The following is a 22,927-nucleotide window of genomic DNA, read 5'->3' as shown; positions in this document are numbered from 1 at the left end:
TAAACTTTTTAGGCTTGTCAGTGTGTGGAAACCATTTAAGCAATGTGGCGCCGCACTGGCTAAACTGTTTTGTCTCGGGTTTATTTGTCTAATAACACCACGTCTATGCCAGCTCGCTCAAGCAACCTTATGCCGTCATCTAACCGGTAGGTCTCTCCGTATACCACGCGTTTGATGCCAGATTGTATGATGAGTTTAGCGCACTCTATACATGGCGAGGCCGTGACGTAGAGGGTCGCGCCGTCACTGTTGTTGTGCGAACGCGCCAATTTAGTGATGGCGTTGGCTTCAGCGTGCAGCACATATGGCTTGGTTACGTTGTTCTCGTCTTCGCAAACATTCTCAAAACCACTGGGGGTGCCGTTGTAGCCATCGCTGATAATCATTTTGTCCTTGACCACCAACGCTCCCACTTGTCGCCGTTTGCAATATGAGTTTTCCGCCCAAATGCGAGCCATACGCAGGTATCTCCCGTCAAGCAGTCGTCTTTTTGTTTCTCGGTTGGTCTCTTCCATCTTTCTATTGGGTTATGCCTCTTTGATGCCATTGCGTACCAACAAAGCGTCAATTGTGGGTTCTTGCCCGCGAAAACGCTTGTACAGTGTCATCGGGTTTTCCGTACCGCCTTTTGAAAGGACGCATGATCGCAATCGTTTGGCTGTATCATGGTCAAATATGCCGTTCTTTTTGAACACGCTGAAAGCATCCGCGTCAAGTACCTCTGCCCATTTATAGCTATAGTATCCAGCTGCGTATCCGCCAGCCATAATATGCGAGAATTGGGTGGTCATACAGGTATTGGGCAGTTGCTCGGCCACCATGGCTTTATCCCAAGCTTTTTTCTCAAAAGGAATAATGTCTTCCTTGAACTCCGTTTTCTGTGTGTAGTAAGCCATGTCGAGCAGTCCGAAGCTCACCTGTCGTAGGCAAGCGTACGCCACGTTAAAATTGCGACTTTGGCGTATACGGTCTATTAGCTCGTCTGGAATAGGCTCTCCTGTCTTGTAATGAAACGCAAAAGTACGCAGGAAATCCTTTTCGGTGGAGTAGTTTTCCATGAATTGCGATGGCATTTCCACAAAATCCCACCATACGTTTGTGCCCGACAAACTCTCAAACCGAGTGTTGGCCAACATGCCGTGGAGCGAGTGTCCGAACTCGTGCAAGAATGTCTCCACCTCGCCCATAGTGAGCAGGGCTGGCTTGGAAGCCGTAGGTTTTGTGAGGTTCATCACCACGCTTACGTGCGGCCTAATGTTCTCACCCTTGCTGTTGATATATTGCCCTTGAAATTCCGTCATCCACGCACCGCCCTGTTTGCCGTCTCTGGGGTAGAAATCAGCGTAGAACACGGCAAGGAAACTGCCATCCTCGTCAAATACCTCATAGGCTTTCACGTCAGGATGATACACGGGTATTTCCTTGTTTTCCTTAAAAGATATGCCGTACAGTTTGTTGGCCAGCCCAAATACGCCCTCAACCACCTTGTCAAGCTGAAAATAAGGCCGAAGCATTTCCGCGTCGAGATTGAATTTTTCCATTTGCAGTTTGTGCGCGTAATACGAGAAATCCCAAGGCTTCAGCTCAAAGTTCTCGCCCTCCATGGTCCTGGCTTTGGCTTTTATGTCATTCAACTCCTCGATGGCTTTAGGCTTGTAGGCTTCTATAAGATCGTCAAGAAGTTTGTACACTCGGCGTGTGCTGCCAGCCATCCGGTGCTTCAACACGTAGTCGGCATAGGTCTCATAGCCTATCAATTGAGCCATTTCACGTCTCAAGTTAATGAGTCGTTGACATATCTTCAAGTTGTTCTCATCGTTATTTTTAATACATTCCGTATTGCGTGCCATATACATTTGCTCGCGTAAATCGCGGTTTTTGGCATATGACATGAATGGAGAATAACTGGGATAGTCGAGCGTGAATAACCATCCTTCCATATTCTTCTCCTTGGCGGCGGCAGCCGCGGCCTCTATGGCAGTGTCGGGAAGACCTTCCAAGTCAGCCTTGTCAGTTATATGAAGGGTATACGCCTTGTTTTCTTTCAGTAGGTTTTGCGAGAATTGTAGTGTCAGGATACCTGCCTCTTCCGTCAGCTTGCGCAGTCGCTCTTTATCCGTATCTCCGAGCAAGGCGCCGCTTCTCACAAACGCGTCGTATTCCTTGTCAAGGAGTGTTTGTTCCTCCGGGGTGAGCTTCTCGTGATGGTCGTGCACATATTTCACACGCTCGAAGAGTTTCTTGTTGAATATCAGGTCGTTGCCATGCTGTGTCAATATAGGGCTGATTTTTTGAGCCAGCTCCTCCATCTTGTCGTTGGTGTTGGCGCTCATCATGCAAGAAAACACCGTCGACACGCGGTCCAACAAGTCGTAATAGTGCTTGCCTTTGGAGTCGTCTTCCACTGCAATGGTGTTACGGAAAGTTGGGGTGTCAGGATTTTCTACTATTTTGGCTATGGACTCGTTATCCCTTCGTATGCCCTCCATGAAGGCCTCCTCATAGTGCTCGAACTTAATTTTATCAAATGGAACCGTGTCATGGAGTGTTTCATATGGCTCCATGAACGGATTTTTTTTTATCTCAGGTTGATTCATAACATCCTATGACTTTCTCAATTACGTATTGCAAAGGTAATAAAAAGATGCTACACCTATTATTAATAAGTAAATTTTAACTTATGGCACTGTTTGACAGTCGCTCTATAGCGGGAATGTCTATCCGTTCCCTGTGTAGCGTCAATAGGTCTTTGCGTGCCATGTCGTTCAATACATGTGATACGTTCAACCTGTTATCGTTAAGCTCTTCAGCTATACGTGTCATTTTGATTTTGAACGTTTTCCGACCAGCAGGGCGTATACAATGTGAGAGGAAAAAACGGCATATTCGTTGCTCTAAATGCGTAGGTACACTGAGCCAGTCTTGATGATATTTTTTCTGTAGCGCCGTTGAGATTGCATTGAGTAAGTTCAGCCTGAATATAAGAGAGTAGTTAGAGAGCTTGAGGGTCTCGTTTTTATTGATACAGATAATGTTGCAAGCAGTCAGGGCAAACACGGTGGATGAGTAGCGTTGAGCCAAGCCAAACGTACGCTCCGGTTGCAAGGCCAAGGGAGCGCGGAGATACTCGCATACCTCATAACCGTGGTCATCGGCATAGGTGCTTGTTTGTATATCGCCATCAACCAACAAAAGCAGCTGCCCACTTTTCTCTCCCTCGCGCACAATGGTCTCTCCGGGGTTGGCTTTCTTGAAATCGAACTTTGTTTTGGCGATAATCTCACTCAACTCTTCATGTCCCATGCCTACGAAGAGTGGTAGCGAGATTAGTTTTTTATGTAGCTCGAACGTCTCCATGGTGGATATATGGCGTGGTTATTCCACAATTTTTTCTTTCATTGAGGGCGAATACCACACTTGGTTTTGTCCTTTCTTGTCAGCATAGATAATGTAAACCATCAGTTCCGGATGTTTCCTCAGCAGTAGTTTCGTCTTGTCCAAGCCCATCACCATGAAAGCAGTGGCGTATGCGTCTGCCGTTGCGCAGTGGTCGGCGAGAACCGTGGCTGACAAGATGCTGTGCTGTACAGGATAGCCTGTCTTGGGGTCGATGGTGTGAGCAAGCTTCTTGCCGTTTTTGTAATAGAAGTTACGGTAGTTCCCACTGGTGGCCATGGCTTTGTCTGTGACGTTTAATACCGTCTGCAACTCTTGGTCTACGCTGACCGAATCGTCCACGGGTTTTGTCACGCCTATTTTCCATGGCAATCGTTTCTCGTTGATTCCGGCCGAGACTATCTCTCCACCAATTTCAACAATGTAGTTTTTTACGCCCTGTTTCTTGAGAAAAGCGGCCACCACATCCACACCGTACCCTTTGGCTATGCCCGAGCAATCAAGCATAATACGAGGGTTATCCTTGACGATTTTTCCCGCTCTCAACCTTATTTTTTGATAGCCTACAATGTTTTTTAGATCATTGATCGCCTTTCGCGTGGGGGGAGGGCTGGCCTTGAAACCAAATCCCCAAGCATTGACGAGAGGGGCTACGGTCATGTCAAAGGCTCCGTCGGTCTCTTTGGCGATGCGCTCTCCCAACGTGAACACGTCTGTGAACATGTCGTCAAGCACGACACTTTCGTTCCGATTTACCTTGGATATAGTCGAGTTCTTGTTGAATGTGGACAGCGCTCGATCCACTTTTTGCAATTCGGCCTCGATGCCTTGTTGCAAATTGGTGTGGTGTTGGTATGTTATATGGTAAACCGTGCCAAAAACAAAGCCCTCGTCATGTTGGTAGGGTAGATCTCGTTGTTGCTTTATAATCAATATCGTTCCAATGACCAGCAGGACAAGAAAAATTAATTGCCACGCTCGTTTTTTGTTTTTCTGTATTTCCATGTTACAATTCTAATATCACGTCAAACGTCCCCGAGAGCCTTGAAGTGCCTTTTATACCATATCCCGGTACGTACCACACGTTGCCCAATTCTCCGTCGTTGTGTCTCACTCGAAGCTTGTACCTCGCGCTCCAACCGAGGTGCAGTGGACCCCATATCTTGGCCGAGACACTGGCCAATGCCTCTACCCATTGATAAGACGCGCTGATGTCGTGGTGTGAAAACGGCGTGAAACCACCCCATACGGGATCGGGGATGTCGGTGTGATCAATATCAAACTTGAAAGAAGTGTAGGCGTAGCGTGCTCCTACGTACATGCGATAGATATCGTGCTTGTTTTTCAGGATATTGAAATCGGCGCCAATCTTGCCGTATGGAGCCGAGGTCTTGTATGACGTCTCGGTTATAATGTTGGTGTGATTGGCCGAACCAATACCCAATTCGAGTACGGGAAAGTATTTGTCCTTGAGGTTTACGCGTAGGCCTACCTCGTATTGGCCATAGTCGGAGACCATTTTTTGAATCAATCCCACCATGTCGGCCTTGATTTGGAAGCCACGGAAAAAAGGTATGGAATCGTTCAATTGCTTGCGGCGTAGCTTTTCCAATGCGTCCTTGCGCACGTCTTGGGCGCTTGCTTGTTGGGCCGTTGCCAGTAATAGCAGGCTAAAAACGATATTTCTTAAAATAGATATAGAAATGTTTGGGAGACATGTCATAGGTCACTTCCTTTTCTTTTATAACCACGGAGTCTATGGCGTTGTGCGTGCAGCGCACGTCGGTGATAGTGTGAAAATAGTTTAGCCCACAGTCCACTGACTCAAAATGGGGTCTGTTGGTTTTTGTCACCCACACGGTGTCGAGTATTTCTTTGGTTTTGAAATAGAGCACGTCTTTGTTGCCGCCATAGCTCATGGGCAGCGAGAAACTATCTGCTTGGGCCAATTGGTTGATGAGTATCGTATCCGTGCCATCGTGCCTTTGTGTCAAGATGGTAAGTGGGTCTGGCAGCTTGGTTACGTCGCCCATGAGCTTGTAGTTGGTGTAAACCGTGTTGTTCAAAGGGCAATCCACGCTTGAGCAGGCCATCAAGATGAAGACGACGAATGCCATGCGGATATGAGAAAAGCAATGTTTGAATGGTCTACGCGTCATCAGTCGATTGTTTTTTCTATATGGTAATCGTTCCTTTCAGGGTTTTGCCTGCTCAAAAGGTCACCCACAAATCCTGCCAAAAAACACTGAGAACCAAGGATCAACGCCGTGAGGGCGATGAAAAACGAGGCGTGGTTGGCCAACAGGTCACCATAGTTGCCGTTGTACAAATTTATAACTTTCTCAATGATGAGCCAACACAAGGCCACGAAACCTATGAAAAAAATGAGGCTGCCGACAAAGCCGAACACGTGCATGGGTTTTTTACCAAAGTTGGTGAGAAACCATAGCGACAGCAAATCCAGGTAACCGTTGAAAAATCTGTTAATTCCAAACTTGGAGTTGCCATATTTGCGTGCTTGGTGTTGCACCACTTTCTCGCCGATTTTGGTAAAACCAGCGTTTTTAGCCAAATAGGGGATGTAGCGATGCATCTCGCCATAGACCTCTATGTTTTTCACCACAGCTTGCTTGTAAGCCTTAAGCCCACAGTTGAAATCGTGCAGATTGTGAATGCCCGATATTTTTCGCGCCGTGGCGTTGAATAGCTTGGTAGGTAGCGTCTTGGATATTGGGTCATAGCGTTTTTGCTTGTAACCCGAAACCAAGTCGTATCCATCCTCGGTGATCATGCGGTAAAGCTCTGGTATTTCGTCAGGCGAATCTTGCAGGTCTGCGTCCATTGTGATAACTACATTGCCCTTGGCCTTGCTGAAACCACAAAACAGCGCAGGGCTCTTGCCATAATTGCGACGAAACTTAATACCCTTGACGTTGGGGTCTTTGGACCTTAAGTCTTCGATGACTTGCCATGAGCGGTCTGTGGAGCCGTCATTGACAAATATGATTTCATAGCTGAAATTGTTAGTCGTCATTACACGCTTGATCCATGCGTGTAGCTCGGGCAGCGATTCCTCCTCGTTGAACAGGGGTATTATAACGGATATATCCATACTATTTTATAAGGTTACTGCTTGTTTGTTGTTGCTTTCTTTCTCATGCCAAACAGTGGTATGAGCAAGCTCAGCAAAGTGCCCCAAAACAGGTTTTGCATCATAAAGATGAACGAAACTTCTATGGCCGGCATTTGTGAAACGATCGTTAAACTCTGGTTCAACTCATCAACGACCTGCTTGACGTTGCCCATATTGTCTTTGTACGCTCCTTGTAGTTTGGCTACGCTGGCTTGCATCATGTCCAACATGGCCCCATGATCGAAAAAACGAAAATACACGTATTGGGCGATAGCAAAGATGAGAGCAGCATAAAAAAACGTGTACCACGAGAAAACCAATCCTCGCCTATAAGATATGACGCCTTCGAGGGCATAATCCCGAAAACGCACCAATCTCCAACCCACAAAAAAAGGAGTGGAGAAGGCTAATAGGCTGCCCCATGAAGACAGTGGCGCGAATACAACGAGCAAGAAGCTCGCTATCCACAGCAAGGCGAGAAAAGCACCGTCTTGACGAGCAAAAGCCTTGACTTGTACAAGTGCTGATACATTGATCATAATTGGTTGCAAAGATAATCATTTTATATCGAATACCTCGAACGGCTCGCTTCTACTTTTCAAAAATTATGTTAAATGAGGTATCTTTTCTTTTGTTCAATATGCCTTTTACGATGGAATGTATTATCTTTGCACTCGCTAAAGCAGTAAACACTGCCGAAAGACATGGGCAAGTCTCTTACGGTCAGCTCCCTCGGAATCCCCCAGGATGGGAACGTAGCAAGGGTACTTGGTTGTAGCGACGCGATAAGAATAGCTTGCCCACCTGCCTCTTTAGCTCAGTTGGCCAGAGCACGTGATTTGTAATCTCGGGGTCGTTGGTTCGAATCCGACAAGAGGCTCAAGACTCAATAGGTTATTTAGACAGACATTAGGTGTGACGCCCAATGTCTGTCGTTTTTTAGTACATCTCGATAATGCCTCGGAGGGATACAACACTATAAAGAATATAAACACTTTTATGTTTACTTTATAATAAGTAACGTTGCTCAAAAATGGCAGAAATGTTACTCAATACTTTATTCTCGCACTTTCCAGATGAGAAAGGCTGCATAGACTACTTCCGTAATATTAGGTTCATGGTGGCAATTACATAGCCCTATGTGTAGTTGAAAGTAACACGTATGGTTGCCAAGTGGAAAGTGATAAGTATTTGTTTAATAAGAATAATAAGTACGTAGTATAATCAATAAAACAAAAAAAACATGGTGAAAAATTACTACAAGTAGTCTCTCAAAAATTGTTTATGTGTAAACATCCTGCAAATAGCTGGCAAATATGCGAGAAATGAGAGTTTTCTATAAGTACCTATATATTATATAGTTGTAGTATTCTATCAACAGTTTGCTTAAAAGAAGTTTTCTATTCGGTTTGTCATTAAGCACTAATCGAGGTGTGATTAGTGGTTAATGGGGTGGCGTCTACGTTCTAATCAGCTTGCCATTATGGGCTAAATGCACGTTGATTATGTATTTATCGCATGCTGGTTGCGTTTTTTGCGATGTCACGTCTGTATTTTTGGGTCATTTGTCTCGGTTTTCCTGCACGGATTGGACAATCCGCAATGTGTTGTTTTTGGTGATTTTTTTTGACACATCAGACACATGTCACAAATTCTTCCACCCATAGTGCATGTAGCTATGTATGGAAATGACAAGACAAGAAACACCTTGCCATCATGTGTCTGAGTGATGGCAAAGCGTAAAAAACAGTCGGGCGCGTGTCGTTATATTTTATCCAGCTCAACAGCCATCTGTTCTTGCAGTTGGCGAGCTTGTGTAGCGGCAGCATCGGCGAAACGCTCGTCAGTGGCGGCATAGATGATGCCACGACTGGAATTGACGAGCAGGCCGCACTCTTGGTTCATGCCATAGCGACACACTTCTTGCAAGCTGCCACCCTGCGCGCCCACGCCGGGAACAAGCAGAAAATGGCGTGGCGCTATCTTGCGGATGTCCTCGAACATTCTGCCCTGTGTGGCTCCAACCACATACATCATTCTCTCATCGTCGGCCCACTCTTGGCTCTTGCGCAACACCTGCTCGAAGAGGCGTTCTCCATGGGCGTTCTCCATGAGCTGGAAATCGCCCGACCCCTTATTAGAGGTCAGCGCCAACAGCACGACCCACTTGTTCGCGTAATCAAGAAATGGCGTCACGCTGTCCTCACCCATATAGGGGGCAACCGTGAGGGCGTCTATGTCATATTGCTCAAAAAACGTGCGGGCGTACATGGCCGACGTATTGCCAATATCGCCTCGCTTGGCATCGGCTATAATGAGATGGTTGGGGTAGAGGGCTTTGAGATACTCGACTGTATGCTCGAATGCCACTAAGCCTTTGACGCCAAGACATTCGTAGAACGCAAGGTTGGGTTTGTAAGCCACGCAATAGGGTGCCGTGGCATCGATGATGGCTTTGTTGAAAGCGAAAATGGGATCTTCCTCGTCAAGTAAATGCGAGGGAATTTTCTTGATGTCGGTGTCAAGTCCCACGCATAGAAATGATTTCTTGGCGAAAATCTGTTCTACTAATTGTTTCTTCTCCATATTTATAGTTCGTTTTCTTTGAGTTTTTCGGCGTTTTCGGCCACGGTGAGATGGTCTATCATGTCTTGTATGTCACCGCCCAGAAATCCTTGTAGGTCGTGCGTGGTGTAGCCAATGCGGTGGTCGGTGACCCTGCCTTGAGGAAAATTGTAGGTGCGTATCTTGGCGCTTCTGTCGCCAGTGGACACCAAGCTCTTGCGACGGTTTGATATATCGCTAAGATATTTGGAACGCTCGTGGTCATAAATGTACGTGTAGAGACGGCTCAAGGCACGCTCCTTGTTCTTGGGTTGGTCGCGCGTCTCGGTGCATTCAATGAGAATTTCCTCAACCTCGCCCGTGCTTGGGTTCTTCCAAGGGTAACGCAACCGAACGCCAGACTCAACCTTGTTGACGTTCTGTCCGCCGGCTCCACTTGAGCGAAAGGTGTCCCATTTGATGTCTCCCTCGTTGATGTTCACCTCAAACTTGTCGGCCTCGGGCAGCACGGCCACGGTGGCGGCGGAGGTGTGCATGCGTCCTTGCGTCTCGGTGGCTGGCACACGCTGCACCCGGTGAACGCCGCTCTCATATTTGAGCACTCCATAGACACCATCGCCGCTCACGGCGAAGTCTATCTCCTTGAAACCGCCCACGGAGCCTTCTGACACGCTTGTGACGCTAAGGCTCCAGCCTTTGCTGTCACAAAATTTCTTGTACATATTGAACAAGTCGCCCGCAAAGAGCGCGGCCTCGTCGCCACCGGTGCCAGCGCGTATCTCCATTTGCACGTTTTTGGCGTCTTCAGGGTCTTTGGGCACAAGGGCGAGCTTTATCTCTTCCTCTATCTTGGGTTGTAAATCCTCATTGGTCGCCAGTTCTTCGCGAGCCATTTCTTTCATGTCGGGGTCGCCCTCGTTGGCCAAGATGTCCTTGGCCTCGCTGATGGCGTTGAGACAATTGACATAGCGCCGGCGAGCGTCCATGATGTCACCGAGATCTTTGTATTCTTTGGTGAGCTTAACATAGCGTTTTTGGTCCGCGATGACCGCTGGGTCGGTTATAAGCGTTTTCACCTCCTCGAAGCGTGCCTCGAGGCCGTCAAGTTTGCTTAATATTTCGTTATTCTCTGTCATCAATAATGATTTTTATTGTTTACGGTTAATGATTTTCAATGTCGAAAGGTACGCCATTAAGCGCACAGTAATTTCTAATATCGTCTTCCGTGCGTAATATTTTGTCGCATTTGTCATGCAAAGCCTTGATGGATGACTCGAAATATTTGTCATCCGCGTATCCATAATTGGCCCAGCTTGAATTTGACACTGCTTGGAAAAAGCATTTTTTCAGCTCGTAATCACTATGGATAGCTTTTTTGAGCTCGTATGAATATAGGCATATGTTTTCTTTTCTGCTCACTGCCTTGAAGAGCGCGTCGCATGCCTTGTTGTGCCTTTTGGAGAATTTCACGCCCACAATGTCTGGATGAATCCACTTCTGATGCTCCTCCTCTTTGTTGGATTTCTCATGGTAGATGGTTTTCGCCATGACACTCATGGTGGATATGTATTTGCATAACAAGGGGTGCAAGGCGCGTTCATTGAATAATGGTTTGGCGACGACGACAGTTTTTTCGCTGCGTGACGTGCCACATGAGGATACATATCGGTCACTTAAAGCGAAACGAGTCGTTCTGTTGGCATCTTTAATTTTCAGAATTCTCGGGTCGCCTTCCTTGCACATTACATACAAAATAGCCGAGGTGCTGGCTAAGGGCGTCTTGGCTTCAGGATTAAAAGAGAATATGTTTTTTTCGATAATATTATCGAATAATTCTCTTATCGTAGCTCCTTGAGGGAAATCTTCCAAACTTTTTAGAACTGCGTCTTTGATAGTCATGCCATTAGTAATTATATTCTCCGTATTCTGATTTAATAGTTAATGAGCGATGACCTTCCTCGATGTGCCCCACCACTTGAGCGTCGATGTTGAAACTTCTGCTTACGTCAATGACCTGACTGGCTATTTCAGGACGGACGTATATTTCCATGCGATGCCCCATGTTGAACACTTGGTACATCTCCTTCCAGTCGGTTCCGGAACAATCGTGGATGATTTTGAACAGTGGTGGAGTGGGGAACATGTTGTCTTTGACAACACGACAATTTTCGCCCACGAAGTGAAGTACCTTGGTTTGCGCTCCACCTGTACAATGTACCATGCCGTGAATTTCTGGGCGCAAATGGTCAAGCAGCCTTTTGATGACCGGCGCGTAAGTGCGAGTGGGCGACAACACGAGTTGGCCTGCGTTCAATAGGGTGTCTTCCGCGGGGTCAGTGAGTTTGTATTTGCCACTGTAAACCAGCTCGTTGGGCACAGCGTGGTCATAACTTTCGGGAAATTTCCCAGCCAAATATTTGGCGAATACATCGTGGCGTGCGCTTGTAAGGCCATTGCTGCCCATGCCACCGTTGTAACGTGTCTCGTAAGTAGCTTGGCCCGTGGAGCTGAGTCCGACTATGACGTCGCCCGGACGGATGTTGGCGTTGTTGATGACATCGGCTCGCTTCATGCGACATGTCACGGTGGAGTCGACAATGATGGTACGCACAAGGTCGCCCACGTCGGCTGTCTCTCCCCCTGTGGGATAGATGCCTATGCCCATGTCGCGCATTTGTGCGAGCAGTTGGTCCGTGCCGTTGATAATGGCGCTGATGACCTCTCCCGGCACTAACATTTTGTTTCGACCGATGGTGCTCGATACCAAAATGTTGTCCACGGCTCCCACGCAGAGCAAATCGTCTGTGTTCATCACTATGGCATCTTGTGCGATACCTTTCCATACGGTTAAGTCGCCGGTCTCTTTCCAATACATGTAAGCCAATGACGATTTGGTGCCAGCGCCATCGGCGTGCATGATATTGCAGTAATCGGGATCACCGCCAAGAATGTCAGGAATGATCTTACAAAAGGCTTGGGGGAAGAGGCCCTTGTCTATGTGCTTGATAGCATTGTGTACATCCTCTTTGGCCGCGCTTACGCCACGCAGCATATATCTGTTGTTCATAATTGAAAAGTTGTGTTTAATCTTGTTGATTCCAAAATCTCCAACTTTCGAATGCTTGCAAGAGAAGCATTTCCAAGCCGTTTTTTACCGTGGCGCCTTGCGCTTTGCCCTTTTTCATAAAGAGCGTTTCGTCTGGGTTGTATAACAAATCATACAATAAAGTGTTGCTGTCCATAGCCTCGTAAGGTAGTCGAGGGCATTCGTCAGCGTGCGGATACATTCCCACCGGCGTACAATTGACGATGACGTTGTAGTCTTTGACCATCTTGGGTGTAACGTCTTCGTATGTTATGGCAGGGTGTTTGTTTGTACGACTCACTTTTAAGGTTTTGAGGCCGAGAGATCTCAGGCCATAGTCCACGGCTTTGGAGGCGCCGCCCGTACCAAGCAACAAGGCTTTCTTATGGCATGATTTGAGCAATGGCTCGATGCTCTTCGTGAAGCCAATAACATCGCTGTTAAAGCCCTTTAGTGTGTTTTTTTTGCCTCGACGAGTCACCTTGATAACATTGACGGCTCCAATGGCTTGAGCTTCAGGACTTAATTCGTCTAAATACTTGATCACTTGCTCCTTGTAGGGTATAGTGACATTCAAACCTCGAAGGTCTGGATTTGTGTCGACTACTTCTGGAAAATCCTCTATGGTCGGTATCTCGAAATTGTTATAAACGGCATCGATACCCTCGTTTTGGAATTTTTCGTTGAAATAACTGATGGAAAAAGAGTGTCCAAGTGGATAGCCTATAAGTCCGTATATATCCATGATGATTTGCTTTTAGTGAGTCTATGAATGGTGTGTAAAGTTTCCGGATGTTATTTTGTCGCGACGCAGAGCGTGCAAATGCCAAAAGTCATTCGCTTGAAAGCTGTTTCTTTAAATCCTGCTTTCTGAAGGATGCCCATGAGTTGCTCGCCATGCGGAAACGCCTCGATTGTGGCCGTGAGATATTGGTAAGCGCTTTTGTCTTTTGAAATGAGATGAGCATAAGCAGGCAAAAAGGTGTGCGAATAGAGCTTGAAAAGTTGTCTCATCGGAAAAGAGATCGGTGTGGTTAGCTCGATGATGACAAGATGGCCATTGGGTTTCAGCACGCGGCATATTTCTCGAAGGCCTTTGTCAAGGTCTTGGAAATTTCGGATACCAAATGCTACGGTCACGGCATCGAAACTATTGTCAGCAAAAGACATGTTGAGAGAGTCTTCCTTTTGGAACGTTACAATGTCTTGCAAGTTGGCTTCGGCCACTTTTTTTTTGCCCACAGCCATCATTCCCTCTGATATATCCGCGCCGATCACTTGTTTGGGATGCAATGTTCTGGCTGCCAACATGGCAAAATCTCCCGTCCCGGTAGCTATGTCGAGAATAACTTGAGGATGGAAACGCTCAAGTCGCTTGATGGCTTTGCGCCTCCATCCTTTGTCAATATTCCACGACAAGCCGTGATTAAGGAAGTCGTAATGGTCTGCGATGTTGTCGAACATCTTTTCCACGAGCTTGCCTTTCTCACCGCTTTTGCCGTAGGGTTTTATGTTTTCTTGCTGATACATGTATGAGATTTACTTGCGTGAAGCAAGATAATCCTTCACGTTCTTCTCAATACGAGCGGCAAGATTATCTTCTTGTGCTGCTTTTTGGAACTTTTCACCAGTGATGTGCTCATAGAGCTCTATATATCTTTCGGATACGCTCTCTGCGTATTCATCGGTGATTTCTGGCATTTTTTGGCCTGGCTCGTTCATAAAATCGTGCTCTATGAGCCACTGGCGAACAAATTCTTTAGAGAGTTGCCGTTGTGGTTCTCCCTTCTTGAAGCGTTCTTCATAGCCATCAGCATAGAAATAGCGGCTTGAATCGGGGGTATGTATCTCGTCAATGAGATAGATTTGATCGCCGTTTTTTCCAAATTCATACTTGGTATCCACAAGTATGAGTCCGTGCTCGGCAGCTATTTTCTGTCCGCGAGCAAAGAGTTTGCGTGTCCAATCTTCAATAACTGAATAATCTTCAGCAGACACAATGCCTTGTTTAATGATTTCCTCGCGCGATATATTCAGGTCATGGCCCTCGTCCGCCTTAGTTGTTGGGGTTACGATAGGCTCAGGAAAACGCTCGTTTTCACGCATTCCATCAGGCAATTTTACGCCACAAAGCTCACGGCAACCGTCTTTGTAAGCTCTCCATGCAGAGCCTGTAAGGATAGACCGAATAATCATCTCAACCCGAAACCCCTCGCATTTCACGCCCACCGTAACCATTGGGTCTGGTGTGGCGAGTTTCCAGTTGGGACAAATGTCACTCGTGGAATCCAAAAATTTGGAGGCGATTTGGTTCAAAACTTGTCCTTTGTAAGGGATACCCTTGGGTAAAACCACGTCAAAAGCAGAAATTCTGTCGGTGGCGACCATTACAATCAGGTCGTCGTTAATGTTGTAAACATCGCGGACTTTACCGTGATAAACGCTCTTTTGTCCATCAAAATGGAAATCGGTACTTGTTAATGCTTTCATAAAATCTTTCCCCTTACCTATTGCAAGAAGTGCCTTTGGCAGTGGGGCTCCTATTTTAAATGATTTGACTATTTACTATCGTTTTCGCCATTGTGCTCTGAAATATGACGTGACGCATGTGTGTTAGGGTCGCTTTTTTGGTCATCGTCATGCTCATAAAGTTTTTTTTTGTCGTAAGCTTGGTATGCGTTGACAATGCTTGTTACAAGTTTATGCCTTACAATATCTTTTTGTGTGAGATTGATAACAGCAATATCGTCTATGCCCGAGAGTATCTCAAGAGCTTCTTTGAGACCGCTTTTTTGGTTGTGCGGCAAGTCTATTTGAGTCATGTCGCCCGTTATTATCATCTTGGAGTTCCATCCCATTCGGGTAAGAAACATTCTTATTTGTGCCGTGGTCGTGTTTTGCGCCTCGTCGAGAATAACCACGGCATCATTGAGCGTGCGACCGCGCATGAATGCCAAGGGGGCAATTTGTATGATATTCTTGTCGAGCAGGTCTTGCAAACGGTTGGCGGGGATCATGTCTTCCAATGAGTCGTAGAGTGGTTGGAGATAGGGATCTATCTTCTCTTTCATGTCTCCGGGCAGAAATCCCAATTTCTCGCCAGCCTCAACAGCCGGCCTGCTCAGTATGATTTTTTTTGCACTTTTCTCTTTCAAGGCTTTTACGGCCAAGGCGATGCTAAGGTATGTCTTTCCCGTTCCTGCTGGACCTACCGCAAAGATCATGTCTTTTTTTTCAAAAGCGTCGACGAGTTGCTGTTGGTTGGCCGACCTGCCTCTGATAGGTTTGCCAGAAGTGCTGTACACAACAACGTTTTTGACGGAGTCAGCCTTGGTTTGATGGCCGTGAATTATGTCCAAAATATCCTCGTCGGAAATAGCGTTGTATTTCAGTACATGCTTGCGCATTTTCTCAATGCAGACTTCAATACGTGGCATATCATCGCTATCGCCCAAGATTCTGATAACGTTATCCCGCGCCATTATTCTAAATCGTGGGAACAAAGATTTCAACATTTGAAGGTGGGTGTTGTTAACACCATAGAAGACCACAGGGTCAATGTCCTCCAAAACTATATGCTTCTCTATCAAGTTGCTTGATTATAAAGTAATAATTTGTATTGATGCAAAATTACAATATTTATGTGAAACAGAAAACAAAATGCTTGAAAATATCTTTTTACGTTTTTGCTTTTCCTATCATTTTGTTTTGTAATTCTTTTGAATTGTACTATTTTTGCAATTGAAATGAAAATAACGAAGAAGAGGTATCTTGAAGGTTTTCTGGTCGTCACTGTCGTGTTGGCGATCGTGCGCTGCATCTTTCCATCAGTTGCCAATGACAAAATGCCTGCCAACAAGTCTAATGACATTGTCACAGCGGAACGTAAAGTCGAACGGCCAAAATCTGACAGCACTCAAGTTGCCAACAGAATAAAGAGTGAGCCAGTGCCAATTGATGTTCATCATGATGGTTCGCCTCATTCAAGATTTTTTAATGCGGATGGCTCTGTGGCCCAAACCAAGATCATGAGTGTATCCAGTTATTCCAAAACATTTCCTGACATGCAAGACGTTCAGCATGTCGCGGCCAAACAATGGGGCGTGAAGCCTGTCTTAAATCGCGATGATGCGGAGCGGCGCAAGTCTGAGTTGGTCTACGTGGGCAGCAATCCTTATTTCCATATAGACAAACTTAACAACAGCATACCTTACTTAGTGCCTCGCGCCTCGAACTTGTTGCATGACATTGGGCGCAATTTTTATGACAGTTTGCAGATGAAAGGCGTACCCCTTCATCAAGTGATCGTCACCAGCGCGCTGCGTACCAAGGATGATGTGGCTAAGTTGAGAAATAGAAATTTCAACGCCACCGAGAACAGTTGTCATCTGTACGGCACCACGTTTGACGTGTGCTACAATCGTTATAAAACGGTTGAGGCACCCGGCGAAAATCGTTGGAAAGTGCGCAATGACACCTTGAAATACATCCTTGCTGAAGTTTTGCGCGATATGCGAGAGTCTGGCCGATGTTATATCAAGTACGAAGTGAAACAAGGTTGTTTTCACATCACCGTGAGATAGGGTTTCCTATGTCACGATTTCTGATGGCTTCCGTGGCTGCTTCTATCAAAAAACGTGGTGTAAATAAGGTTTATCATCTACCTTATTTTACCTCATATTCATCTTTGCTCCATATCACTTTGCCATAGAGGTCGTAATAATGGTCTTTTGCCATCCATCTTTGTTGCTTGATTGTTGCATGTGGATTTAGACAGCGCGTGCCTCGTTTAATGACGTTGCAACCCCTTCGGTGCTTTATTTCAAACCCTTCTCCCACCTTGTATGATTGCTTTCGACGCGAATCGTAGCGCCAAAGCGCTTGTCCAGCATTCCAATATGCCGCTCCAGAGAAACCCCGGTCCACCACTAAAAAAAAGAAGTTTCCGTCTGGACTGAGCCATGATGAGACGATGCTGTGATAGGCATCGCTCGAGAATACGGTTTCCTCGCAACGATTGGTCATAACATCATAACAGAAAAGGCGATTGTCGTGAATGTAGTATAGACAATGACGTTGGTTGTCTGTGTATTTCGCCACCACCGTGGCGCTTTGCGGAAGTTTTTTTGCCACGGCTTTTACACGGTTGGCAATAGGTGTTTGACCAAACGCTACCAAACTGCATAGTGCGAGCGTGATGAATATGACGTGTCTAATTTTCAATTTCTTTTTCATAACAGATAGGGACGCAACCAGGAAATATTCCCAATTCAGCGTCCCTATCATCCTTTGCAGGTGCGAGTGTTTTAATCTTTTATTTTAGTATGCAAACAAAGGATATTCCTTCATGGTGGCATTTACTTTCTCACGTACTTGTTTGATCACCTGATCGTTCTCAGGATCTTTCAGCACGGTATCGATGAGGTCTGCCACCAAGTGCATCAAATCTTCCTTGGCGCCACGAGTGGTCAAGGCAGCTGTTCCCAAGCGAATGCCTGATGTCTGGAATGCGCTGCGTTCATCGTAGGGCACCTTGTTTTTGTTCACAGTGAGGTCAGCGGCCACCAAAGCTGCTTCTGCTACTTTACCCGTCAAGTCTGGATATTTCTGACGAAGGTCAAGCAACATTGAGTGGTTGTCTGTGCCACCGCTCACGATGCTGAACCCATGGTCCACAAGATCTTGTGCCAATACTTTGGCGTTGGCTTTCACCTGCTTGGCATATTCTTTCCACGATGGGGCAAGATTTTCATTGAAGCCCACAGCCTTGGCTGCGATGACGTGCTCCAATGGGCCACCTTGGTTGCCAGGGAAAACGGCAGAGTTGATGAGGGTGCTCATCTTTTTCACCACTCCCTTCTTGGTAGTCAATCCCCAAGGATTGTCAAAGTCTTTACCTATTAATATAACTCCACCGCGTGGACCACGCAAGGTTTTGTGCGTAGTGGTTGTTACAATGTGAGCGTATTTCACTGGATTTTCCAGCAGTCCGGCAGCGATCAGTCCGGCGGGATGAGCCATGTCTACCATAAATATGGCACCCACCTCATCAGCTATCTTGCGCATGCGGGCGTAATCCCACTCGCGGCTGTAGGCAGAGCCTCCGCCAATGATGAGTTTGGGCTTGTGCTCCTTGGCCAAACGCTCCATTTCGTCATAGTCCACGCGCCCTGTCTCACGGTTGAGTGTATAGCCCACTGGTTTGTACAGGATGCCCGACGTGTTCACAGGGCTACCGTGTGAGAGGTGCCCACCGTGGTCAAGGTCGAGTCCCATAAACGTATCTCCGGGTTTAAGCACGGCCAACAGTACAGCTTGGTTAGCCTGTGCGCCAGAGTGAGGCTGTACATTGGCAAACTCTGCGCCGAAGAGTTTCTTTACGCGCTCAATGGCAAGTGTCTCCACTTGGTCTACCACTTGGCAACCTCCATAATATCGTTTGCCAGGAAGTCCCTCTGCATATTTATTGGTTAAAAAACTACCCATCGCGTTCATTACCTCTTCGCTCACGAAGTTTTCAGACGCAATGAGCTCCATACCCCTAAGTTGGCGTTGGTGTTCCTGTTCGATAAGGTCAAAAATTTCTTGGTCTTTTTCCATAGATTTGATTTTATAGGATTAATGAATTGTAAAGTTCCGATTTGGTTGCAAATATAAGCATTTAATCTTTTAATAACAAGTATAATAGCGTTGAAAATTTGTGAATATTTAATTTAAAGGTCATTTTCTCCGCTTATTCCCTTTCGACTATGCCAATTCCACCTGCTCGATGTCTTGCTCCATGTCGCAATAATGACATTTCACAATGCCCAACGCTTTGTCTACGATGGTGAAATAGGTTGGCATAGGCTCATTGTTGGTGATACACTTGGGGTTGTTGCATTTTATAATGCCATGCAATGCGTCTGGTGTCTCAACAGTTTTTTTCTCCACCACCTCATAGTTTTTGATGGTGTTAAGGATAATTTTTGGCGCAATGACAGACAGGCGGCTTATTTCCTCATTTGTAAAAAACTTATCGGCAATTTTTATTATGCCCTTCTTGCCTATCTTTTTGGAAGGGAGATTGTAGCCAATGGTTACTTGCACGTCCAAATTGTGCAGGTTGAGCAGTCTCACCACCTGATATGTTTTGTCGGCGGGTATATGGTCAATAACGGTGCCATTCTCAATGGCGGCAACTTGCAGTTCTTTTTTTCCCATCTCGATATTTATGCTATAAAGGTTAAGTCTTGTCAGCCTATGATCGTTTTGTCAGCTCGGATGTCATTGAGCGATATTCCCAAACAGTGACAGAAAATGGCCTCACGAGCGTAAAGTCCATTCTTGGCTTGCTGTATGTAGTAAGCATGCGGATTATCGTCCACGTCATAAGCTATCTCATTGACGCGTGGCAGTGGATGCAATATTCTCATGTTAGGTTTGGCGTTTGAGAGCATTGCGGCGCGCAAGATATACACGTTCTTGACTTTTTCATATTCCATCAAATCAGAGAAACGCTCTTTCTGCACCCGCGTCATGTACAAGATGTCCGCATCTGCTATCACTTTCTCGTCAAAATCTGTATGCTCATAATATTTAATGCCTTTCTGTTTGCAATACAATTTATATTCTTGTGGCATAGCAAGTTCCTGCGGTGCGATAAAGTGGAACGTTGGGTTGTAGTGTCGCATGGCTGTGATAAGCGAGTGCACGGTTCGCCCATATCTTAAATCGCCCACCAAATAGATGTTTAGGTTTTCTAACGTGCCCTGTGTCTTGTAAATAGAGTAGAGGTCCAACAGACATTGCGATGGGTGCATGTGCGCGCCGTCGCCAGCGTTGACGATGGGCACGGGGGCCACCTCAGAGGCATATCGCGCGGCTCCTTCTATATAGTGGCGCATCACGATAATATCAGCATAATTGCTCACCATGAGGATGGTGTCTTTCAACGTCTCACCCTTTGTTGTACTCGATGTCTTCGCGTCAGAAAAACCGATGACCCGTGCGCCTAACCTATTGGCGGCCGTCTGAAAGCTGAGCTGCGTTCTGGTGGATGGCTCGAAGAACAGCGTAGCCACGACTTTACCTTTTAGGATGTCCCTGTTAGGGTGTTTTTCAAACTCCTGTGCCATCTCAAGCAGGTAGCTTATCTCCTCCTTGGTTAAGTCGGCAATCGTCACAAAGTCATGATTTTTCATTTGTTAATTGATTAATGGTTGCGTATTTGAGTGCGAAGTTACAGATAATTTTCTATTATTTAAGCATCAATTAAAAGAAAAATAGTATTTTTGCAGAAATTATTTCACCTATCAATTATGAGAAAGTGCATTATAAAATCTCTTTGGATCTTTTCGTTTTTCATAGTGGTGACAATCGCCATTCTGTTTTTTCTCATTTGGTATGGCATTATAGGCTACTCTCCTGACATCGAGCATCTTCAAAACCCAATCAATAAGTCGGCTTCGCTTATCTATTCGGCTGATGGCAAAGTGATAGGAACCTATAACTTGGATCGAGCCAATCGCATCCCAGTTTCGTATTCAAAGCTCTCGCCACACTTGGTTCATGCCCTTGTGGCCACGGAGGACGAGCGGTTTTACGAACATTCAGGCATAGATTTCATAGCCTTGGCGCGCGCTGTTATCAAGCGTGGCATCCTCGGACAAGAGAGTGCCGGCGGTGGCAGTACCATCACTCAACAATTGGCCAAACAGCTTTATTCCACTCCAGCGAAATCCACTTTAGAGCGCATGTTGCAGAAACCAATAGAGTGGATCATAGCCGTCAAACTGGAACGCAATTTCACCAAGGAAGAAATCATTGCGCTATACCTCAACTATTTCGACTTCTTGCATGGAGCCACGGGTATTAAGACCGCAGCTAAGACCTATTTTAACAAAGACCCCCAAGCGCTTTCCGTGACAGAATCGGCACTCTTGGTGGGCTTGTGCAAAAATCCATCTTATTTCAACCCTGTGCGCTATCCAGAGCGAAGCAAAGCCCGTCGCAACGTGGTGCTCAACCAAATGGTTAAGGCTGGTTATCTTTCCCGCGCGGAATATGACCAGCTCGCATCTGAGGCAGTGGCCCTCAACTTCCACCGCACCACTCATAAGGACGGCATGGCCGTGTACATGCGTGAGTTTTTGCGACAATACATGATGATGGACAGACCCGAGAAGAAGAATTACCCGACGTGGAACAAACATCAATATGTCATCGACTCCATAGCTTTCGCCACAGATCCGCTGTGCGGTTGGTGCAAGAAAAACACCAAAAAAGATGGCAGCTCTTACAACGTGTACGCAGATGGGCTTCGTATTTACACCACCATTGACTCGCGCATGCAGCGTTACGCGGAGGAGGCCGTATATGGCCATGTGGCGCAATACCTACAACCAGCGTTCGACAAAGAAAATCGCGACAAACCCAATGCGCCCTTCACCGAAAATCTCACTCGCGAGCAGGTGCGCCAGATCATGGGGCGAGCCATACGTCAGAGCGAGCGTTACAGAGTAATGTCTCAGGCGGGCTATTCGGCCGACGAGATAGACAGGGCTTTCAAAACACCCACAGATATGTCTATCTTTACCTATCACGGAGACGTTGACACGGTGATGACACCGTTAGATTCCATCAGGTATTACAAATCGTTCTTGCGCGCAGGATTTATGAGTATGGACACGCACACGGGGCATGTCAAGGCGTATGTGGGTGGAATCGACTTTGAGCATTTCCAATATGACATGGTGATGGGCGGCCGCCGACAGATAGGATCGGCCATCAAACCGTTCCTTTATTCGCTCGCTATGGAAAACGGAGCGTCGCCTTGCGACCTTGTGCCTAACGTGCAACGCACGTATGTGGTGGCGGGCAAGCCATGGACGCCCCGCAACGCCAATAGGCGACGCTATGGGCAGATGGTCACTTTGAAATGGGGATTGGCCCAATCCAACAACTGGATATCGGCTTATCTGATGAGTAGGCTCAACCCTCGGCAATTTGTAAGCATTCTACATAAGTTTGGTATAGACAATCCTGATATACATCCCTCCATGTCTTTGTGTCTTGGCCCATGCGACGTGTCGGTGGGCGAGATGGTGAGTGCCTACACCGCCTTTCCCAACAATGGTATCCGTATAGCCCCCATGTTCGTGACACGCATAGAAGACAATGAGGGCAATGAGCTCGCAGAGTTCCAACCTCGCATGACAGAGGTGATAAGTTCAGAAAGTGCTTACAAAATGCTTGTCGAACTGATGGCTGTCGTCGATGAGGGAACAGCACATCGACTACGGTTTAAATACAACATGGAAGGGGAGATTGGAGGCAAAACCGGCACCACCAACCGCAACTCTGACGCATGGTTTATGGGGTTCACGCCACAGTTGGTGAGTGGTGTTTGGGTTGGTGGCGAGGAACGTGACATACACTTTGATTCAATGCGAATGGGACAAGGTGCGACAATGGCATTACCTATTTGGGCCTATTTTATGAAAAAAGTGTACCGTGACGTAAGTTTGCCATACAGCCCAACTGCCACATTTGACATTCCAGAGGATTTTAATCCTTGTCAGAAACACGACGATGACATAGACGAAAATGGCATTGACGAGGTGTATGAGTGACCACGATTTGTCAAAATAAATACTCAAAATAAATGCACTTTATGATTGTCTTTTTGGAGAGGAATGCAAATATTTTTTCCCTTTTTTAGATTAATCAGGTGCCATTAGTCCTTTGTATTCTTTGCGTGTTTTTCA

The 22,927-nt window shown here is 46.3% G+C and carries 22 protein-coding genes and 1 tRNA gene; 3 read left to right on the top strand and 20 right to left on the bottom strand.

Features of this window, described 5'->3' with window-relative positions; translation table 11 throughout:
- Positions 1 to 80: 80 nt before the first annotated feature.
- The 8 genes from C7379_RS00645 to C7379_RS00610 all read right to left on the bottom strand — a co-directional run bounded on the left by C7379_RS00645 (position 81) and on the right by C7379_RS00610 (position 7,080).
- On the bottom strand, positions 81 to 515 hold the full coding sequence (locus tag C7379_RS00645) for a dCMP deaminase family protein (RefSeq protein ID WP_036894448.1): 435 nt from the start codon (positions 513 to 515) through the stop codon (positions 81 to 83).
- Between the two features lie 12 nt (positions 516 to 527).
- Positions 528 to 2,597 (bottom strand): M3 family metallopeptidase, encoded by a 2,070-nt coding sequence (locus C7379_RS00640; RefSeq protein ID WP_116615530.1) that lies wholly within the window; start codon positions 2,595 to 2,597, stop codon positions 528 to 530.
- A 76-nt stretch (positions 2,598 to 2,673) separates the two neighbouring features.
- Complete coding sequence (locus C7379_RS00635; RefSeq protein ID WP_116615529.1) at positions 2,674 to 3,357, bottom strand: Crp/Fnr family transcriptional regulator; 684 nt, start codon at positions 3,355 to 3,357, stop codon at positions 2,674 to 2,676.
- Between the two features lie 18 nt (positions 3,358 to 3,375).
- Positions 3,376 to 4,401, bottom strand: a complete 1,026-nt coding sequence (locus C7379_RS00630) for an FAD:protein FMN transferase (protein ID WP_116615528.1) — start codon at positions 4,399 to 4,401, stop codon at positions 3,376 to 3,378.
- A gap of 1 nt (position 4,402) precedes the next feature.
- Entirely contained in the window at positions 4,403 to 5,119 is a 717-nt protein-coding gene (locus C7379_RS00625) for a DUF6048 family protein (RefSeq protein WP_116615527.1), read from the bottom strand.
- Positions 5,067 to 5,555, bottom strand: coding sequence for a DUF6452 family protein (locus C7379_RS00620; RefSeq protein ID WP_419185295.1), 489 nt, complete (start codon positions 5,553 to 5,555; stop codon positions 5,067 to 5,069). The genes C7379_RS00625 and C7379_RS00620 overlap by 53 nt, the downstream gene beginning before the upstream one ends.
- Complete coding sequence (locus tag C7379_RS00615) at positions 5,555 to 6,508, bottom strand: glycosyltransferase family 2 protein (protein WP_116615526.1); 954 nt, start codon at positions 6,506 to 6,508, stop codon at positions 5,555 to 5,557. Before C7379_RS00615 ends, C7379_RS00620 begins: the two co-directional genes overlap by 1 nt.
- A 14-nt stretch (positions 6,509 to 6,522) precedes the next feature.
- The gene (locus tag C7379_RS00610; protein ID WP_243406665.1) at positions 6,523 to 7,080 is read right to left on the bottom strand and encodes a DUF4199 domain-containing protein; all 558 of its coding nucleotides are present in this window, start codon (positions 7,078 to 7,080) and stop codon (positions 6,523 to 6,525) included.
- Positions 7,081 to 7,335: 255 nt separating this feature from the next.
- Here C7379_RS00610 and C7379_RS00605 point away from each other — a divergent pair.
- Positions 7,336 to 7,409, top strand: a tRNA-Thr gene (locus tag C7379_RS00605).
- Positions 7,410 to 8,293: 884 nt separating this feature from the next.
- On the opposite strand, the gene pyrF is transcribed toward C7379_RS00605, so the two are convergent.
- From pyrF to C7379_RS00565, 8 genes are all read right to left on the bottom strand, one after another.
- Positions 8,294 to 9,115, bottom strand: a complete 822-nt coding sequence (gene pyrF, locus C7379_RS00600) for an orotidine-5'-phosphate decarboxylase (protein WP_116615524.1) — start codon at positions 9,113 to 9,115, stop codon at positions 8,294 to 8,296.
- Positions 9,116 to 9,117: 2 nt separating this feature from the next.
- Complete coding sequence (gene prfA / locus C7379_RS00595) at positions 9,118 to 10,230, bottom strand: peptide chain release factor 1 (protein WP_116615523.1); 1,113 nt, start codon at positions 10,228 to 10,230, stop codon at positions 9,118 to 9,120.
- A 25-nt stretch (positions 10,231 to 10,255) separates the two neighbouring features.
- Positions 10,256 to 10,993: an HTH domain-containing protein gene (locus C7379_RS00590; protein ID WP_116615522.1), complete on the bottom strand. Its 738-nt coding sequence runs from the start codon at positions 10,991 to 10,993 to the stop codon at positions 10,256 to 10,258.
- A 4-nt stretch (positions 10,994 to 10,997) separates the two neighbouring features.
- Positions 10,998 to 12,161 (bottom strand): AIR synthase related protein, encoded by a 1,164-nt coding sequence (locus C7379_RS00585; RefSeq protein WP_116615521.1) that lies wholly within the window; start codon positions 12,159 to 12,161, stop codon positions 10,998 to 11,000.
- A gap of 16 nt (positions 12,162 to 12,177) precedes the next feature.
- Positions 12,178 to 12,924 carry a shikimate dehydrogenase family protein gene (locus C7379_RS00580; RefSeq protein WP_116615520.1) on the bottom strand — a complete coding sequence of 249 codons (747 nt, stop codon included), beginning with the start codon at positions 12,922 to 12,924 and terminating at the stop codon, positions 12,178 to 12,180.
- 50 nt (positions 12,925 to 12,974) lie between these two features.
- On the bottom strand, positions 12,975 to 13,709 hold the full coding sequence (gene ubiE / locus C7379_RS00575; protein ID WP_116615519.1) for a bifunctional demethylmenaquinone methyltransferase/2-methoxy-6-polyprenyl-1,4-benzoquinol methylase UbiE: 735 nt from the start codon (positions 13,707 to 13,709) through the stop codon (positions 12,975 to 12,977).
- Between the two features lie 9 nt (positions 13,710 to 13,718).
- Complete coding sequence (locus tag C7379_RS00570; RefSeq protein WP_116615518.1) at positions 13,719 to 14,669, bottom strand: phosphoribosylaminoimidazolesuccinocarboxamide synthase; 951 nt, start codon at positions 14,667 to 14,669, stop codon at positions 13,719 to 13,721.
- Between the two features lie 68 nt (positions 14,670 to 14,737).
- A complete protein-coding gene (locus C7379_RS00565) occupies positions 14,738 to 15,769 on the bottom strand; it encodes a PhoH family protein (protein WP_116615517.1) in 1,032 nt (343 codons plus the stop codon).
- Between the two features lie 156 nt (positions 15,770 to 15,925).
- Between C7379_RS00565 and C7379_RS00560 the strand changes: the two genes are divergently transcribed.
- Positions 15,926 to 16,762 (top strand): DUF5715 family protein, encoded by an 837-nt coding sequence (locus C7379_RS00560; RefSeq protein WP_116615516.1) that lies wholly within the window; start codon positions 15,926 to 15,928, stop codon positions 16,760 to 16,762.
- 82 nt (positions 16,763 to 16,844) lie between these two features.
- Here C7379_RS00560 and C7379_RS00555 read toward each other — a convergent pair whose 3' ends face one another.
- The 4 genes from C7379_RS00555 to pyrB all read right to left on the bottom strand — a co-directional run bounded on the left by C7379_RS00555 (position 16,845) and on the right by pyrB (position 20,362).
- On the bottom strand, positions 16,845 to 17,414 hold the full coding sequence (locus C7379_RS00555; protein WP_116615515.1) for a hypothetical protein: 570 nt from the start codon (positions 17,412 to 17,414) through the stop codon (positions 16,845 to 16,847).
- Positions 17,415 to 17,498: 84 nt separating this feature from the next.
- Positions 17,499 to 18,779, bottom strand: a complete 1,281-nt coding sequence (glyA, locus tag C7379_RS00550) for a serine hydroxymethyltransferase (protein ID WP_116615514.1) — start codon at positions 18,777 to 18,779, stop codon at positions 17,499 to 17,501.
- A 147-nt stretch (positions 18,780 to 18,926) separates the two neighbouring features.
- Complete coding sequence (pyrI, locus tag C7379_RS00545; protein ID WP_116615513.1) at positions 18,927 to 19,382, bottom strand: aspartate carbamoyltransferase regulatory subunit; 456 nt, start codon at positions 19,380 to 19,382, stop codon at positions 18,927 to 18,929.
- A 32-nt stretch (positions 19,383 to 19,414) separates the two neighbouring features.
- A complete protein-coding gene (gene pyrB / locus C7379_RS00540; RefSeq protein WP_116615512.1) occupies positions 19,415 to 20,362 on the bottom strand; it encodes an aspartate carbamoyltransferase in 948 nt (315 codons plus the stop codon).
- A 117-nt stretch (positions 20,363 to 20,479) separates the two neighbouring features.
- Here pyrB and C7379_RS00535 point away from each other — a divergent pair, with 117 nt between their 5' ends.
- On the top strand, positions 20,480 to 22,792 hold the full coding sequence (locus tag C7379_RS00535; protein ID WP_116615511.1) for a penicillin-binding protein 1A: 2,313 nt from the start codon (positions 20,480 to 20,482) through the stop codon (positions 22,790 to 22,792).
- The last annotated feature ends 135 nt before the right edge of the window (positions 22,793 to 22,927 follow it).

It is taken from the genome of Hallella colorans (assembly GCF_003096815.1).
In the GTDB taxonomy this organism is placed as follows: Bacteria; Bacteroidota; Bacteroidia; order Bacteroidales; family Bacteroidaceae; genus Prevotella; species Prevotella colorans.
The sequence above is the reverse complement of the archived record's forward strand: the minus strand, read 5'-3'. Positions and strand labels throughout refer to the sequence as shown.

Coding starts and splice junctions, on each gene's coding strand:
- C7379_RS00645 (WP_036894448.1), bottom strand. CDS start 515: ATGGAAGAGACCAACCGAGAAACAAAAAGACGACTGCTTGACGGGAGA.
- C7379_RS00640 (WP_116615530.1), bottom strand. CDS start 2,597: ATGAATCAACCTGAGATAAAAAAAAATCCGTTCATGGAGCCATATGAA.
- C7379_RS00635 (WP_116615529.1), bottom strand. CDS start 3,357: ATGGAGACGTTCGAGCTACATAAAAAACTAATCTCGCTACCACTCTTC.
- C7379_RS00630 (WP_116615528.1), bottom strand. CDS start 4,401: ATGGAAATACAGAAAAACAAAAAACGAGCGTGGCAATTAATTTTTCTT.
- C7379_RS00625 (WP_116615527.1), bottom strand. CDS start 5,119: ATGACATGTCTCCCAAACATTTCTATATCTATTTTAAGAAATATCGTT.
- C7379_RS00620 (WP_419185295.1), bottom strand. CDS start 5,555: ATGACGCGTAGACCATTCAAACATTGCTTTTCTCATATCCGCATGGCA.
- C7379_RS00615 (WP_116615526.1), bottom strand. CDS start 6,508: ATGGATATATCCGTTATAATACCCCTGTTCAACGAGGAGGAATCGCTG.
- pyrF (WP_116615524.1), bottom strand. CDS start 9,115: ATGGAGAAGAAACAATTAGTAGAACAGATTTTCGCCAAGAAATCATTT.
- prfA (WP_116615523.1), bottom strand. CDS start 10,230: ATGACAGAGAATAACGAAATATTAAGCAAACTTGACGGCCTCGAGGCA.
- C7379_RS00590 (WP_116615522.1), bottom strand. CDS start 10,993: ATGACTATCAAAGACGCAGTTCTAAAAAGTTTGGAAGATTTCCCTCAA.
- C7379_RS00585 (WP_116615521.1), bottom strand. CDS start 12,161: ATGAACAACAGATATATGCTGCGTGGCGTAAGCGCGGCCAAAGAGGAT.
- C7379_RS00580 (WP_116615520.1), bottom strand. CDS start 12,924: ATGGATATATACGGACTTATAGGCTATCCACTTGGACACTCTTTTTCC.
- ubiE (WP_116615519.1), bottom strand. CDS start 13,709: ATGTATCAGCAAGAAAACATAAAACCCTACGGCAAAAGCGGTGAGAAA.
- C7379_RS00570 (WP_116615518.1), bottom strand. CDS start 14,669: ATGAAAGCATTAACAAGTACCGATTTCCATTTTGATGGACAAAAGAGC.
- C7379_RS00560 (WP_116615516.1), top strand. CDS start 15,926: ATGAAAATAACGAAGAAGAGGTATCTTGAAGGTTTTCTGGTCGTCACT.
- C7379_RS00555 (WP_116615515.1), bottom strand. CDS start 17,414: ATGAAAAAGAAATTGAAAATTAGACACGTCATATTCATCACGCTCGCA.
- glyA (WP_116615514.1), bottom strand. CDS start 18,779: ATGGAAAAAGACCAAGAAATTTTTGACCTTATCGAACAGGAACACCAA.
- pyrI (WP_116615513.1), bottom strand. CDS start 19,382: ATGGGAAAAAAAGAACTGCAAGTTGCCGCCATTGAGAATGGCACCGTT.
- pyrB (WP_116615512.1), bottom strand. CDS start 20,362: ATGAAAAATCATGACTTTGTGACGATTGCCGACTTAACCAAGGAGGAG.
- C7379_RS00535 (WP_116615511.1), top strand. CDS start 20,480: ATGAGAAAGTGCATTATAAAATCTCTTTGGATCTTTTCGTTTTTCATA.